Origin of the sequence: Chryseobacterium phocaeense (assembly GCF_900169075.1) — a bacterium.
GTDB lineage: Bacteria > Bacteroidota > Bacteroidia > Flavobacteriales > Weeksellaceae > Chryseobacterium > Chryseobacterium phocaeense.
The window spans coordinates 521,418-537,395 of record NZ_LT827015.1; the positions used below are offsets into that span (position 1 = coordinate 521,418).

Below are 15,978 nucleotides of genomic sequence, written 5' to 3' on the forward strand. Positions count from 1 at the left end.
AAAAAATAAAGCCATGAATGTAAGTTCACTTAAAACGCCCGGAGTGCACATCAATGAAATTGACGCATTCCCACCATCAGTAGCACAGGTAGCCACGGCTATACCTGCCTTTATAGGCTATACAGAAAAAGGACCGCTTGTTCCGGTAAGAATTACCTCTTTTATGGAATTTGAACAGATTTTCGGAAAAGCTCCAAGCCCGGACACCGTTACCATTGATATAGGAAATGATGTTTATACAGTAACTGAAAGTAAATTCAAATTGTACAACAGCATAAGCCTGTTTTATGCAAACGGAGGAGGAACATGCTATATCGTTTCTCTTGGGAAATTTTCAGATAACCCTACATTTTCTGCGGCCAAAGACTTTACAGACGGTTTGGATCTGTTAAGAAGTTTTGATGAGCCTACCTTACTGCTTTCTCCCGATGCCGTTAATTTATCCGCCAATAATCTTGCAGCCGTTCAGCAGCAAATGCTTCTTCAGTGCAGCGATCTTATGGACAGGTTTTCCATCCTGGATATCATCACATTATCTGCCCCAAATAAAACGGATTTAATTGCCAGCGTTGAAAGCTTCAGAGATAAATTAGGAAATATGAACCTGAAATACGGAGCTGCCTACTATCCGCATCTCAACATCAATTCCAGTTATAAATTCAGGTTTAATAAAATAGATGCACAGGTAAATTTTGCAGGCATTTATGCATCTGACCCTGTTGTGGCTCCCATGATCACTAAATTTAAATCTCAGTATGATCTGGTCTATAAAGCGACAGCACCTACAGGATTTATTTTTGAATGGAATAAAGCTGCTTTTCAGACCAATAAGGATAAAGTCATCATAGCAAACGATTTTTCCAATACCAATGCCTATTTCACAAAACTGGTCAACCTGTTGTCAAAATTGGGAAAAACATCCACCATTACCGATGCGGATTTGAAAACGTATGTTGAAAACGTCATCTCAACATCGCTAAAACCATATCTGCAAAGCCTGATTGATCTTAAGGCGGTTTATAATACATTGAAAGATCCAGCTACGACAAACGTTTTTGTTGCAGGCAAACAGATCAGCCAGACTATTGTAGCTGCTGATTTTGAATCAATCTGGGGTGCTTTAACCGTTTCGGGATCCAATCCTTTCACAGGAGCTTTAGAAACGACTCCCGCACTTACGGCAGATTTAAGTAAAATACAATTTGCTTTAGACAAATTAAGAACATTGATTCTTAATGCAATGAACAGTGCCATGGCTTCCATCGAAAATTATATCGAGCAGGAGGAAAACACGCTGACTTCCAATATGCCGCTTTATGCTGAAATCGTAGCTAAACTATCCGTTTCTATGAATACCGTGCCTCCTTCCGGAGCCATAGCAGGAATTTATGCGCAGACCGACCGGACAAGAGGAGTCTGGAAATCCCCTGCCAATATCAGCATCAATGGAATTATTGGTTTAACAGATGATATAAATGATACGGAGCAGGAAGACATGAATATTCATCCTACCGGAAAATCGGTTAATGCCCTGAGAAAATTTACAGGAAGCGGCTTCCTGGTTTGGGGCGGAAGAACATTAGCCGGAAACAGTAATGATTGGAGATTCATTAACGTCCGCAGATTGGCCAATATGATTGAAGAATCTGCTAAAAAAGCATGTATGCAGTTCGTTTTTGAACCTAATGCTGCTCAAACCTGGGTCAATGTAAAAGGAATGATAGAAAACTACCTGACCACAGTATGGAATGACGGAGGTTTGGTAGGGGCAAAAGCAGAGCATGCATTTTTCGTTCAGGTTGGATTGGGGCAAACCATGTCTGCCCAGGATATTCTGGAGGGAAGAATGATCGTCAAAATTGGCTATGCTCCTTCAAGACCTGCTGAATTTATCATTTTGGAATTCAAGCAAATGCAACAGCGTTCATAACAATAATCTTTACTAATCAAAAAAAAAATACTATCATGCCAAATACAGATTTCCCACTACCAAAGTTCCATTTTAGCGTTGCCTGGGGAGGCAGTAAAATAGCATTTACTGAAGTTTCCGGTCTTAATAAAGAAATGGACATCATAGAGCACCGTGTAGGATCAAGCCCCGAGTTTTTCAAAAAGAAAATGCCGGGATTGGCAAAAAACGGGAATATTACCTTAAAAAGAGGCGTGTTTGAAGGAGATAACGAGTTTTACGACTGGTACAACACGGTAGCCCTCAACACCGTAGAAAGAAGGAATATTACGATTTCGCTTTTGGACGAAAACCATGAACCGAAAGTAGTCTGGAAAGTGAAAGACTGTTTCATCGTATCCCTGAAATGTACAGATATGAAAGCCGATGCGAACGAAGCCGCCATAGATACGGTAGAAATCGCCAATCACGGGTTTACATTGGAATACCTATAAAAGTCTGCCATGCCTAGTAATGATCCCATAGTAGGTTTCCATTTTTCGGTCGTATTTGAGCTGATGCCGCAATTCTCTATTGATACAAAATTCCAGAATGTAAGCGGTTTAAAGGCAACTATTGAAACGGAATCCTATACAGAAGGCGGGCAAAACAGGTTCAAGCATAATCTGCCGTTGCGTTCCGGTTATCAGGATCTTGTTTTAAAAAGAGGACTGACTTCCGAAATGTCCGGACTATCCATGTGGTGCAGCCAGGCCATAGAAAATTTTATTTTCCATCCGGCTAATCTGGTGGTGTCCTTATTAAATGAAAATGGAATTCCCGTAAAAGTCTGGTATGTATCTCATGCCATTCCGTTGAGCTACGAATTCAGTGAATTTAATGCAGAAGAAAATAAGATCGTTGTAGAAACCATTACCCTGAAGTATAATTTTTTCAAGGAAATTCCTATTCCGGGATTTTAAAAAAAACTAAAATGGCAATCGAAATAAAGGAACTGAGGATAAAAGTGAACATCACCGAAGGAAATGATGATCAGCTTCATGCTGCTAAAAAGATGGATCCTGTAAAATTACAGGAAATGAAATCTGAAATAGTAAGAGAGTGTACCCAAAAAGTTTTAGAAAAAATTAAAGAAAAAGAAGAACGATGATACAGGCAGCTCTAGGCATTATAGATAAAATGCGGATCGAGGTTTTTCCTACGAAAGATTATGCGGAACCTCCTAATGAAACCATTTTTGTCCAGTTAAATCCCGAAAAGTACACCATGAAAAATAATGTGGTGTTTTGCGAAGGCCAGGCCATGGGAACTACGGGAAGTGATCTGAAATTCAATAAAATTGAAGGGGAAGAAGTAACATTTGATTTTTTGTTTGACAGTTCGGGCATTATTCCCCAGGGAAAAACAGTAAAAGGAAAAGGAACGGATTCTCTTACAGGGACATTAAGCGCAATCGGTGAATCATTGAAGCCGGCGTATGTAGATCCTTTCGGGGAAGTTGAATCGGTGGAAAAGCAGGTGGAAGGATTCAAGGATTCTTTAATGAAATATGACGGGAAAAGTCACCAGACTCCTTATTTAAAATTACTTTGGGGCGGGTACAGTTTAAGCTGCCGGCTGAAAAGTATGGATATTGAATATTATCTTTTCAGAAAAGACGGAAGACCGGTTCGTGCCAAGGTGAAATGCCTGTTCAAAGGAACCGTAAAGTATGAGCTGATGGTGGCTGAACAGAAAAAAAGTTCACCGGATCTTACCCATGAAAGAACCATTCAGATGAATGATAAACTGCCGCTGCTGGCAGAATCTATCTACGAAAACGATGATTTTTATATTGATGTGGCGAAGAGCAATAAACTGCTCAGTTTCAGAAATATAAATACAGGACAAAAAATAAAATTTCCACCCGTTAAATAATTGCCATGTTATCTCTAAAGCCATTTTTTCCATCAGAAACCCTGTTAAAATTAGAATTTTTAATAGACGGGAAAAATGTGGGACTGGATAGTTTGCTGAAAGATGCATCCATTAATTTCGAACTGAACAAGATTCCTTTTGCAAAATTTACCTTTATTTCCAATCAGCTGACAACAGACAACAAAGAAAAACTGCCTACCGATGCTTTGGTGAGAACATCTGATGACAAACCTATAGAAATAGAAGTGAAAGTCTCCTATGAAAAAAAATCGGTTAGTTTTTTTAAGGGAATTATTAAATCACTCAATAAGCAAAATGATAATGACCAGGTAGTAACGAAAATAGAGTGCAAGGATATTGGATTCAAGCTGGCATTGCCCGCAAAAGTGGATGAAAATAATAAAGACAAATTTTCTGATAAGCTCAAAAAATATACTTCGGATGCGAAACTTAAACTCGGTTCTCATTTCGATGGAGAATATCTAAATGAAACCATTACCCACAATTCTGCAACCGTTGCATGGGATTATCTGGTAGGGTTTTTAGACTCGGTCGGTATTATGACGGCTTTACGCAACGGGGAATTCAACGGAATTGATCTTAAGAAAAAACCGGAAAAAGAATCCTATGTAGCTGAAAACGGGCTTAATGTATTCTCTTTCTCAGGCAAAAAAGATCCTGAAAAAATAAAATCATCCGTCACTATCGAAACATGGGACATTGAATCTCAGGCGATAAAAAAATTCAATTCCGAACAAAGCGGGCCGAAAAATGAACAAACCGTAAAGCTCAATCAATCCACTTACAAACCAGCAACTCTCACAAGGATTGCTGATGTGATCAAGGAAAAAAGCAATATTGCATCTGTTCACGGGAAAGTAACCACTTATGGTAACCTTGAAGCAAAGGCAGGAGATTATATCGGTTTCAGCAAAGTAAATCCGGATGTTGATGATCAGTTATTTCTCATTACTTCCGAAGTTCATACTATTGAAAACGGCTGCTGGAAAACCGAATATACCTATGGTTTTGAAAATGAAAAATCATTTACCGAAAGTACAACCGGTGGAATTAACAACAGCCAGGCCCAAGTGGGACAATCCAATTCCATTAACGGGCTCCAGATCGGGATTGTAACCCAGATTGAAGAAGATCCGGATAATCAGTTCCGGGTGAAAGTGAGAATTCCGATTTTATCTGAAAAAGGAGAAGGAGTCTGGGCAAGACTCGCTACACTGAATGCTTCAGAAGATATGGGAAGCTTTTTTATTCCGAATGTAAATGATGAGGTCATTATTGGCTGCTTGGGGAATAATCCCGATACACCGGTTATTTTGGGAAGCCTTTACAGCAACAAAAATAAAATGCCTTTTCCTATTGAGAAAGAAAACTATATCAGAGGTTTTGTAACCAAAGAAGGGACTAAAATCATGATGGATGATGAAAAAAAGATAGTTGAGATCAGTACCAAAAAAGGAAATAAAATTACCATCAGTGACGATGCAAAAGGCATCACGCTGGAAGATGAAAACAAAAATAAAATAGTGATGGACGATAAAGGAATCACTATTGAAAGCAGCAAGGATTTTAATGTGAAAGCCAAAGGGAATATCCAGGTTGAAGGAATGCAAAACACCATAAAATCCAGTGCAGTAATGGAATTAAAAGGATCATTAATAAAACTCAATTAAAATGGGACTAGCAGCAAGAAGTACAGATATGCATATTTGCCCGGCTTCAGACGGACCAAAACCCCACGTGGGAGGCCCGATATTACCGGGAGGCAATACGACAGTAATAATCGGCGGTTTACCTGCCGCAGTGGTGGGTGATTCTTGCACCTGTGCAGGCCCGCCGGATACGCTTATAAAAGGATCGTCATCCGTATTAATTGCCGGAAAACCTGCCGTAAGAATGGGCGATTCCACGGCACACGGAGGACAGGTGATTCTCGGTTGCTTTACAGTACTTATAGGAGATTAAAAACTAAAAACCATGACAGAAGATTCATTTTTAGGTGTGGGATGGGGATTTCCGCCAACCTTTGATAAATATACAGGAACTGTTGAAACCGTATCTGATGAAAAAGATATTCAGCAGAGCTTACAGATTTTACTCTCAACACAGCTTAAAGAAAGAGTCATGAGATCCGATTTCGGATGCGATCTTACGGCAATGGTATACGAAAGCATCACCGTGACATTACTCACCAAAATAAAAGGAATTATAGAAAATGCCATTTTGTTGTACGAACCAAGAATAGATTTAACAGACATCGATTTTAACTCAACAGACGAACTTTCAGGCATTATACATATTGAAATTATTTACCAGATAAGAGCCACCAATTCCAGAAAAAACTATGTATTTCCATACTATCTGGAAGAAGGAACCTACCTGTAAAAAAAGAACTTAAAAATGGAAAACTGCAACACCATATTGTCCATACACAGCGGAATGGGAGCTACCCAGAACGACAGGTATAAAGCTGCTCTGCAAACAGATTTTTTTCTGTTGGATGAAAGAAATGAGCAGGATTTCATTCTTTTCGTACAAAAGCTGTCACGATACGTAATGTATTATGACGGATTGAATATTGAAGATGGAAACTGGGCCGGTTTTTTTGAAAAAGAATCCACTTCCATACTTATCTTAATTGCCGACTGGAATATCGAATTATTACAAAATTCTTTTGAAAGCAAGAAAAATGAAATCTTATTAAACACAGATCTCAATACTCAACAACAGATTTTAAAAGATTACTTCAAAAGCATTGAGAGCGAATATAATACACTGCTGGGAAAAGCCCGGAATTTAGACGGCGATATTTCTGAAAAACAAAACCTTACCGTTACCGCTTATTCTATTAACGAAAATTTTAATCAGGTTTTCGACCAGATTAGCAATGCAACAGATATGGAAGCCTTATTTAAAAGCTATGTTTTTGTCAAAGCTTCACAGCAGCTTTTCGGAATGCTTTTATCATGGAAGAATTTTTCAAAAAATGCGATTGACTATCAGTTAAATAAGTATTCAAAACATACACCTCATTATGCGCTTTTCCTTTCTTTTTTAAAGTTATTAAACATTGCAAAGGAGAAACTTAATGAATTCACCAAAAAGCATCTGGATTTTTATTATAAGGATATACTGCATGTAGAAAATCAGACTGCAAGGCCGGATTACGCCCATTTAGTTGTTACACCTTATGATGCATCCCCTTTTTTAATTCCGAAAAACACCGTTTTTCCTGCCGGTAAAAATACAGCCGGACAAAAAAAATACTTTGCTTCTACCGCTGATCAGACCATTAATGGAATTCAGCTGCATTCATTGTACAGCCAGTACAGGAAAGATGATCAGTATTTTAAAACCGAAAATTTGATTCCTTTCAATGCTCACGATAAAGGTTTTAATGCATTTTCAACAACCGCCATCGAATCTAAGGAAGGAATAATGATCGCAAGCCCGTTATTATACCTGCAAAGTGGGGAAAGAACGATAAAGCTTAGACTTAATGGTACTGGTTTTAAAGCAAGTGATTTCAGCTTTTTTATCACAGGAGAAAAAAAAGTAATAGAACTTTCAGAGGGAAAAGATGAGGGAAACTACATTGTTCTCACCATTCCTGCCACTGAAAAAAAGATTATCCCTTTTAATAAAGAAATTCATCCTGATTTTTTAATAAAAACAGAGTTTCCGGTCCTGAAAATTGTTCCGGACAGCAGAACTATTATTCCATCCATAGACAAAATTGAAATTATTGTTTCCGTAGCCGGATTCAAATCATTTGTTTTAAGCTCTGATCTCGGGACAATAGATACGGAAAAGCCGTTTTATCCTTTCAGTGAATTTCCTAAAACAGGAAACGGCATCACGCTGGAATCCAATGAGTTTTTCATGAAAAAAAATGCTGTTGCTTTCCTAAGTCTCGTTCCCGATGGGCAATCTGACAATTATTTTGATCTCAGCACCAAAAAATTCTTCCTGAATAAAGGAAAATATACAAATTTTGCAGCTCCTGATGGGGGAGAAGCCCAATACTACAACGCTCAGAATACAAATACTGCAGATAATAGTATTGCTTTAACGAATCATTATCCTTTGAAGGAATTCAATTTTGAGGATATTTCAGACAACGGAATTATTTCAAACGGAAAATTCAGAATTGAACTGAATCATACAGATTTCGATAATGAAACCTTTATGAAAAAGTACATCGAAGCAAGTAAAGCCAGTGGAAATTTACCGTACAAACCAAAAATCAAAGAATTTATTTTCAATTATTCTGTATCAGAAGTTATTAACCTGAATACAAGAACCAATGAAAACAATCCAATAGAACTTTATCAGGTTTTACCGTATGGTTTCCTGCCGATTGAAAAGGGAACATTTTATTTTTCAGAGTTAAATGTCCTGGAAGGAGACGTTTATCTTGGGTTTGAGAATGTTTCACCAAAAGACGGGCTTACCTTTTTGCTTCAGCTGGAAGAAGGAACCGCCAATCCCTTACTGGAATCTGCGAAAATTTCATGGGAATATCTGGATCAAAATAAATGGATCTCATTTGAGCCCAATGCCATTGGTGATGAAACCTATTCGCTCACACAGTCAGGGCTTGTTAATGTTTCAATACCGGAGTTCAACGCTTCTTCCAATACCATGTTTCCGGCAGATTTATTCTGGATAAAAATATCGGTTTCTAATATCCAGGCGGTTTGCCAGTTCATAGGAATTCATGCACAGGCACTGAAGGCTGTATTAACAGATTATGAAGAAACAGTAAACGAATTCTCAGAAATTACCCCCGCAAAAACGATAAATTCAATCTATGACAACATTGTCAATGTAAAAAAAATTGAACAACCTTATGCCTCGTTCGGAGGAAGACTGGCAGAAAAAGATACGGTTCTGTATCAACGGATAAGCGAAAGATTGCGTCATAAAAACAGAGCAATAACCTCATGGGATTATGAAAGAATTGTTCTGGAAGAATTTCCTGAAATTTTCAGGATAAAAGTACTCAATCATTACAGATACGACAAGCAGATTTCCAATACTTCTGCAGGTTTTGTAACCTTAATACCGATTGCTAAAACCTCCAATACGGAAAATATCAACTGGAAGCCAATGCTGAGCCTTAACAAGATGACTCTGATCAAAAAGCATCTTGCGAAAATGACTTCTCCGCATGTAAGGATCAATGTAAAGCCACCGAAATTGGAAAAAGTTGAGGTTCAGTTTAAAATAAAATTCCGTCATGCAGAAGGGATGGATACAAGATTATATATTTCAGAGCTTACGCATACCATTAACCGTTATCTCAGTCCGTGGGCGTATGACGATCATTCCGAAATCAATTTTGCCAACGATATAGAGTTTTCCGCTGTAATTCAATTAATTGACAATCAGTATTATGTGGATTACATTACAGATTTTAAAATCACCCAGTATGTTTTGGATGAAAACGGCAATACCACAGGAAGCCCTGTTCAGAATTTAAGTAAAATAACCCCTCAAACCGATTTTACCCTGTTTGTTCCCAGTGAATCTTATCCCATACAGGAAATCTAAAAAACTAACACCATGTTGACGCAATATTACATAGAAAAAGACCGAAAACTGCCGCCTTCACAGGACTATCAGTTCCTGCTGAAAGAAGGGATGAAGTATGTGGAACAGTTTGGAAATAAATTCTGGACAGATTATAATCCGCATGATCCGGGAATAACAATTCTGGAGGTTTTGTGCTATGCAATTACAGAACTTGGTTATCGTTCAGATTTTGATATCAAGGATATTCTGGCAGATAAAGACGGGTTTATCAGAAATACTACTTTCTTTACAGCATCAACCATTTTTACCAACGCAGCTTTAACCGAAATTGATTACAGAAAACTGTTAATTGATATTGAAGGCGTTTCCAATGCATGGTTATTACCGCTTAAAAATGAAATGAAGGACGGTTATTTCTTACCAAACGATTCTGAAACCAAACTCTATGTAAACAAGCTTGAAGACAAATTAAGCCTTAAAAATATTGATAAACACAATAAAAAATTAGATCCATTATCACTGAGAGGATTAAACAGGGTCAAAATAGAATTTGATGAAGATCCCGTTCTCGGCGACCTGAATTCTTTATTGCTGAGATTCTCCTTCTGGAAAGATAACCGCTGGGTCAATATGGAGATCATCCCACAATTCACCAATTGGAATCATCCGGATGCAGGATTATTCAAAGTGATGAACACGCCTACGGAAATTACCATCAAAAGCATAGAAAAAGTTCAGGATATTGTACATCTGATTGTTAACAGATATCCTGATCAGTCACAATCCCTGCGTTTCAGGATTTTCCCGGAGGATTCTTCCGAAATGGATATCATCGTAGATCATTTTGATAATGAGAAAAATACCTGTGAAGTAATTGATCTTTTTTATCAGAAAAAAAATAAAATAAAAGAAATATTTTCTAAAGTTGAGGCCAGATTACATGAAAACAGAAACCTGACCGAAGATTATCTCTGCACTGAAGTAATTGAAAAAACAGACATCGGAATTTGTACCGATATTGAGCTTGAGATAGGAATTGATCATGTAGAAGTCATGGCTCAGATACAAATTGCCATCGATAAAATCATCAGCCCGAAAATTAATTTCTACACCCTTTCGCAACTGGTCAGTGAAGGCTATCATTCCGAAGATATTTTTTCAGGACCAAAACTCTCTCACGGCTTTTTAAAAGATGAGGAAATTGAAAAAGCACAACTTCCGAAAGAAATCCATGCTTCCGATATTATTGCCGGTTTAATGGAAATAAAAGGCGTGAAATCTGTGAAAAATCTCATGATGACCGCTTATAATATCTTAGGAAAACCGATTAATAATGCCATGAATAAAAGCTGGGTTCTGGAACTTTCAGGAGATCAGAAGCCGGTTTTTAGTCCTGAAAAATCAAAACTGCTGCTTTTCCAGAAAAACATTCCTTTTCTGTTATCAGAAAACCAACAAATGCTGGTGGATCAGAAAGTCATCATGTACAAAGCCCAATTTAATCAGAAAAAGCTCAAAGACGCTTATTTTGATTTTGAAATTCCGAAAGGAGAGCATTTTGAACTACAGAATTATTACAGCATCCAGAATGATTTTCCTGCCAGCTACAGATTAGGAAAGAATTTTGTTTCGGAGAAAGAAACCGAACTGAGAAAAGGTCAGGTAAAACAGCTGAAGGGCTATCTCTATTTTTATGAGCAGATTTTAGCAGATTTTTTCAATCAGCTCTATCATGCTAAAGATATTTTCAATACGAATTCTGTCAGTAAAACGTACTTCTCAAACTATTTTGATGAAAATACAATAAGTAAAGACAATTTTTACTGGAAAGATATATTGAGCCCGAGTTTGAAAAAGGCTTTGCTGGATGGTGAATCTTTGAATGACGCTAATCTGTATGAAACAAAAGATCAGTTTTACAGCAGGAGAAATAAAATCCTGGATCATTTGATGGCGCGGTTTTCTGAAAGTTTTAACGAGTACGTTTTTATGATGTACAATGTTGCCAGCGATACTTCGGGAATGGGCGAGATGAGTTTTGATTATGAAGATTTAATGACCGACAAGCAAAATTTCCTGAATGCGTATCCTGAAATCAGCAGTAAGAGAGGTTTGGGAATAGATTACATGAATTCTAATCCTTTCTGGAATACCAATCATCGGGGAGGTTACGAAAACAGAGTCGCCAAATTATTGGGAATCAATGAAATAGTGTTGCGAAACATTGTAACCGAAGATGAAGATCCGCAAACACAATGGACGGTAGAAACAAGCCCCGAACATTTTGTATTTAAAATTCTTTATCCGAATGTCAGTTTACAGGAAAAATGGGACTGGGCACAATTGCATTTTTTAGATCAGAACTTATATAAAATAGATAATTATGGAAGTAATTATTACCTGTATCTGGTAAAAGACACACAAAAAATAGCCAGATTGGTTAAGTCATTTCCCAATGAAACAGAAGCTTTTGAATACCTGAAAAAAATGATAAAAGCCATGAATCTGTATTACGAGAATTTTTATTGCCTGGAACATATTTTACTCAGACCATTCAATGCTGATGTCTTTACAGATGAAGATTTATTGTCGGTCTGCTTAAATGACGATTGTGATAATGAAGCGGATAACGATCCTTATTCCTTTAAAGCAACCCTGATTTTACCGGGGTATCTTTCCCGTTTTAAAAGTATCGTTTTCAGAAAATATGCAGAAAGGATTTTCAGACAGGAAGCCCCGGCTCACGTACTTTTGAAAATTTGCTGGGTAAATATTTCAGATATGCTCAGATTCCAGAAAATCTACAGGAAATGGCTGGAAAACTACAGGATCTACCGGCAAAAATTCTGTAAAAATAAATTGAAGCTGGAAGATGAAACAGAATACAGAACGATACTTAACGAGCTTGTACAAGCATTAAAAGAACTCAACACCATTTATCCGGAAGGTAATTTATACGATTGCCAGCTAAGCGAAACAACCAACCCTATTATTTTAGGAAACTCATCATTAGGAACTCTATAAAACAATACCATGGAAGCATATAACACCTCTGTTTATCCGGTTTTTGAAGCCGATCAGGTACTAAGCCAGAAAGAACTGAACCTTATTGTAAGTCATTTAGAAGAGCAGGACCGGCTGATCAGAAAAAATTTGACCGGAATAGGAATTGTTTGTGGTTCGCAACTTTCCTTCCCTTCACAAAACAGCGTGAAAATTTCCTGTGGAACGGCTGTGACATCTTTAGGCTTTCAAATCAACTGGAAAGAAGATACTTTTTCCCACTACCACGATTTTGAAATTTCAGACCAGTTTCTGAAACCCGATTATACCAAAGAATCCTATCTGGATAAAATTTTTAAATACACGGATGATTATACTGCGATTAAGAATTGTGTAGAATTGCTTCCCGCCGGTTCCGGTGCAGATGATAAAAAACCGATTCCTGCCAATTTTTTCAATAACAAGGTGGTTATTCTTCTTTTGGAAGTCACTTTAATTGATCAGAAAAACTGTGTGACTACCAATTGTGATGATAAAGGAAAAAGAATGGAGTTCAATGTGAGACCATTACTTATTCCCATCAATGCCTCCAAAGAATTGTTGAAGGAGTATGATATTTCCAAAACATACTCAAAACTGGCATTTCCAAGATATAATGTTCCTTTTCAGAATGCAGTTGTTACAGGAGCTCAGGTTTTAGACGGTTTCAGAAAAGCCTATTCCGATACCTTGGTTTCGGGAATTTCCACTGCCATTAAAGAGCTGTACCAGGATCATAAAAACAATTTGCAGGGAACAGATCTTTCTGTGTTAGAATCGGTGAAAAGTAAAATAGATGAAACGGTAAATATATATAAATCAGGCGTTAATATTCAATATGTATGGGACTGGATTTACGATATTACAGAAGCTTATAATGAGATTATAGATTTTAAGGAAATGTATCCTTCGGTTTGCTGTGTTGATGAAAGCTGGTTTCCTTTTCATGTGGTTTTGGGAGGGAATTCCGTTTACGGAAATTCATTCAGAACGCCTTTTATTAAAACTTCTGATTTCTCGAAAAAAGAAAAGAAAAAATCAGAAAAATTTACGCTTCTCTTCAGAAAACTTGCGCATCTGATTGCTTCATTTGAAGTAGTAAAAGTGAATGATATAAAAGTGACTCCTTCAAAACATGGAAATTATCCACTGTCAAAAAAAACAATTCCTTACTATTATAAATCCGTTTTAGAACTGAATAAAAAATGGAATCCGGATTTAACAGCTAAAAATCAGAATGATTCTATTCTGTCTTATTATTCGGATTTAACGGGCTATACAAGTAAATTATCTGTTCAGAAACCTTTGTTATTTGATATTGAACCCTATAATTTTTTCAGAGTTGAAGGTCATATCGGAACCAATTATAAAACGGCCATTCAAAAGCTGAATTTAATAAGGGACAGCCACAATCTACCTTTTAAAATTACAGCCGTTAATGCCGTTGATTTCCTTAATAAAGAAGTGGATATCACAAAATTTGAAGGAAGATGGGATGACCTGGAGACAGACTACGATTTAGCCAGAAAAAGAGTCTATAATATCACCGAATTCGCCATTAAATGGATGGATCTGCACAAGGCAACATTAAGCAGTCAGGGGCTTATCGGAATCGGAAGTATTGACAATTTTAAAAATATTCTGATACAGCTTAAAAACCTGCTGACCAATGATTTAAAGGAGTTTTTACCCAATTATAAAAGCTTCTATGAGATTTTCAAGCAGCTCAATTACGTCTTTTTGTTCCACAGATGGTGCATTCAGCTGAATAAACAGACATTATCGGTTTTAGCAGAAGATCTGATCGACCGTTTGGATGATATCAATGAGCTTTTCCTGGATGATCCTTTTACCGTCATTTATGAAGAAGCCAATCTGAGATGGCAAAAAGTGTATAAAGACCTGTTTTTTTCCACTTTTATTAAAAAACATCCCGGCCTGGAACATAAAGCTGGTGTTACAAAAGGAGGTACTTTTGTTCTGGTCTATGTGGATTCTTCTATTTTCAAAGCTTCGGCTCCACCAAAACAGTATACAGCCTTGCTTACCGCAATTACAGCATACAAAAATAATTTTGCCATTGAAGACAGTATTAAGCAGGATCTGATCAAAAGCGTGAAACTGACGGATTATAAATCACAGTTAATTACAAAGCCGGATCTTTCAGCGATTGATAAATGTAAAGCCGAAACAGACAATATAAAAAACAGCCTGATAGAAGTAGCAAAATTTAACCTGAATGCTTATTATCCGGCAGAAATGAGCGGATTTATCCTTGGAAACTTAATAGATGTATTACAGTTTGAACCCAGCGTAAAACCTCAGGATAACAGTTTCCAGCAAACCGTTATTGCTGATTTCTTCCTTCCGTATTCCTGTTGCGGAGACGGCAATACGCTGGAAGTGAAGATTGAGATCAATGAGCCATTGTCCATTTCGCTGGATAAGCTGAAATTCTGTCAGACAGATACCAATGAACAGCCAATCGTGATCAAAGGAAAATCCGGAGGAAAGTTTTCGGGAACCGCAAAAGATGCGGTTGTTCAGAAAAGTGATAAATACTACTTACAGCCCAATCATGCTTCGTTAAAAACTCCTAAAATCTATACACTTCAGTATGAGCTGGAAGGGGAATTCAGCAATACGGTAGAATTAGAAATCGTAGCGCCTCAGAATTTGAAATGGGAAGTGGCGCGGAATAAAAATGACGTTAATACCTTCCATTTTTCAAATCCTGTACAAGATGATAAGCATGAGTATGAAATTGATTTTAATGATGGAACCCAAATAACAACCAAAGAGAAACTGGTTTCCCACAAATTCAATTTTGATGATCTTACCAAACAATTTGAAGTCAATATACTACAGTTGGGCGAAACCTGTCCGAACCAGCAGAAACTTACGGTAAAGCTTATAGGAGATTTTAATGTTTCCGATTTTAAATCAAAAGATTTTTTCACTGAACAATAATTTAAAAATAAAAACCATGGCAACTAAAAGAACCATTATAGCAGAAATCGACACCAAAATAATTCCCAACGGAAATATCCTTGCAAAAGATACCAACAAGATCCTGAAAGATATTCTGGATTGTGATGAACTTAATTCTTCAGGAGGATCTACTGACGGATTTTCCTTCTCCGGAGCATCTAATGATGATAATGGTGCAAAGCTCAGTTATTCAATTCGGGGAATCGTAGGGTTATTCGCCAATTTTACGATCATGATAAGCATACCCGATCAGAACGTAAATAACTTATCATTTCCTTATGAAGATCCAAAACTATTTGAATCACTCTCAAAAGTAATGGTCAATTCTGAAAATGTGCCAGATTTTTTAGTAAAGATCAGAAACAGTCAACCGGATGTAATATTTAAAAAACTGGGACTTGAACCCAAAAAATACAGGATTGGATGTCTGAATCTAAGATTTGATGATAAGTATCTGTATTTCTCGATTGAAGGCCAGGAATGGGAAGATTCATTATTTACCGGCGACAGCATTTTTACATCATTTACAATCCATACTCCTGGAACTAAAAAAATAAAATAAA

Annotated in this window: 12 protein-coding genes; all 12 read left to right on the top strand. The window is 37.1% G+C overall.

Annotation, left to right across the window (positions count from 1 at the left end; all coding sequences use genetic code 11):
• Positions 1-13: 13 nt before the first annotated feature.
• The 12 genes from B7E04_RS09185 to B7E04_RS09235 are packed head-to-tail and all read left to right on the top strand — an operon-like array spanning position 14 to position 15,977.
• Positions 14-1,930: a phage tail sheath C-terminal domain-containing protein gene (locus B7E04_RS09185; RefSeq protein ID WP_080778369.1), complete on the top strand. Its 1,917-nt coding sequence runs from the start codon at positions 14-16 to the stop codon at positions 1,928-1,930.
• A gap of 35 nt (positions 1,931-1,965) precedes the next feature.
• Positions 1,966-2,403, top strand: a complete 438-nt coding sequence (locus B7E04_RS09190) for a phage tail protein (protein ID WP_080778370.1) — start codon at positions 1,966-1,968, stop codon at positions 2,401-2,403.
• Between the two features lie 9 nt (positions 2,404-2,412).
• Positions 2,413-2,871 carry a phage tail protein gene (locus tag B7E04_RS09195; protein WP_080778371.1) on the top strand — a complete coding sequence of 153 codons (459 nt, stop codon included), beginning with the start codon at positions 2,413-2,415 and terminating at the stop codon, positions 2,869-2,871.
• Between the two features lie 11 nt (positions 2,872-2,882).
• Positions 2,883-3,059 carry a DUF5908 family protein gene (locus tag B7E04_RS22130; protein ID WP_165439425.1) on the top strand — a complete coding sequence of 59 codons (177 nt, stop codon included), beginning with the start codon at positions 2,883-2,885 and terminating at the stop codon, positions 3,057-3,059.
• The gene (locus tag B7E04_RS09200; protein ID WP_080778372.1) at positions 3,056-3,826 is read left to right on the top strand and encodes a CIS tube protein; all 771 of its coding nucleotides are present in this window, start codon (positions 3,056-3,058) and stop codon (positions 3,824-3,826) included. Before B7E04_RS22130 ends, B7E04_RS09200 begins: the two co-directional genes overlap by 4 nt.
• A gap of 5 nt (positions 3,827-3,831) precedes the next feature.
• A complete protein-coding gene (locus tag B7E04_RS09205) occupies positions 3,832-5,517 on the top strand; it encodes a phage baseplate assembly protein V (protein WP_080778373.1) in 1,686 nt (561 codons plus the stop codon).
• A gap of 1 nt (position 5,518) precedes the next feature.
• On the top strand, positions 5,519-5,809 hold the full coding sequence (locus B7E04_RS09210; RefSeq protein WP_080778374.1) for a PAAR domain-containing protein: 291 nt from the start codon (positions 5,519-5,521) through the stop codon (positions 5,807-5,809).
• Between the two features lie 12 nt (positions 5,810-5,821).
• Positions 5,822-6,229 (top strand): GPW/gp25 family protein, encoded by a 408-nt coding sequence (locus B7E04_RS09215; RefSeq protein WP_080778375.1) that lies wholly within the window; start codon positions 5,822-5,824, stop codon positions 6,227-6,229.
• 15 nt (positions 6,230-6,244) lie between these two features.
• Positions 6,245-9,400: a baseplate J/gp47 family protein gene (locus B7E04_RS09220; protein WP_139785370.1), complete on the top strand. Its 3,156-nt coding sequence runs from the start codon at positions 6,245-6,247 to the stop codon at positions 9,398-9,400.
• 12 nt (positions 9,401-9,412) lie between these two features.
• Positions 9,413-12,406 (top strand): hypothetical protein, encoded by a 2,994-nt coding sequence (locus B7E04_RS09225; protein ID WP_080778377.1) that lies wholly within the window; start codon positions 9,413-9,415, stop codon positions 12,404-12,406.
• Positions 12,407-12,415: 9 nt separating this feature from the next.
• Entirely contained in the window at positions 12,416-15,394 is a 2,979-nt protein-coding gene (locus B7E04_RS09230) for a hypothetical protein (RefSeq protein ID WP_080778378.1), read from the top strand.
• Positions 15,395-15,410: 16 nt separating this feature from the next.
• A complete protein-coding gene (locus B7E04_RS09235; protein ID WP_139785371.1) occupies positions 15,411-15,977 on the top strand; it encodes a hypothetical protein in 567 nt (188 codons plus the stop codon).
• The last annotated feature ends 1 nt before the right edge of the window (position 15,978 follow it).